Source organism: Comamonas sp. HJ-2 (genome assembly GCF_053615495.1).
The window spans coordinates 1-753 of record NZ_JBSIFD010000076.1 but is presented as its reverse complement, the minus strand read 5'-3'; the positions used below and the strand labels follow the sequence as shown (position 1 = coordinate 753).

General features: G+C 66.8%; 1 protein-coding gene. It reads left to right on the top strand.

Annotated elements, in window-relative coordinates:
* A partial coding sequence (locus ACWGXF_RS24390; protein WP_452102608.1) for an aldehyde dehydrogenase family protein occupies positions 1-753 on the top strand: 753 nt, incomplete at both ends.

The window sequence follows — 753 nt, the reverse complement described above, 5'->3', positions numbered from 1 at the left end:
GCCTGGTCCACCTCGGGCATACAGGCGCGCTCCGACGCCCTGGACAAGATAGGCACGGAGATCCTGGCGCGCAAGGCGGAGCTGGGCGAGCTGCTGGCGCGCGAAGAAGGCAAGACCCTGCCCGAAGCCATTGGCGAAGTCGGTCGCGCCGGCCAGATCTTCAAGTTCTTTGCCGGTGAATGCCTGCGCCTGAGCGGCGAGACCCTGCCTTCGGTGCGTCCCGGCATCGGCGTGGAGATCACGCGCGAACCTATCGGCGTGGTCGGCCTGATCACGCCCTGGAACTTCCCCATCGCCATCCCGGCTTGGAAGATCGCCCCGGCCCTGGCCTTCGGCAACTGCGTGGTCTTGAAGCCCGCCGACCTGGTGCCCGGCAGTGCCTGGGCCCTGGCCGACATCATCCACCGCTCGGGCATCCCCGCCGGTGTGTTCAACCTGGTCATGGGCCGAGGCCGCGTGATCGGCGAAGCCTTGGTGAACCATGCCGATGTGGCGGCCATCAGCTTCACGGGCTCGGTGGGCGTGGGCCGCGGCATTGCCGAAGCCTGCGTCAAAAGCGGTAAGAAGGTGCAGCTGGAAATGGGCGGCAAGAACCCCCAGATCGTGCTCGACGATGCCGACCTGAACCAGGCCGTGGAACTGTCGGCGCAAAGCGGCTTTTACTCCACGGGCCAGCGCTGCACGGCATCGAGCCGCCTCATCGTCACCGACAAGATCTACCCGGCCTTCATCGAGGCCCTGCAGGCGCGCATG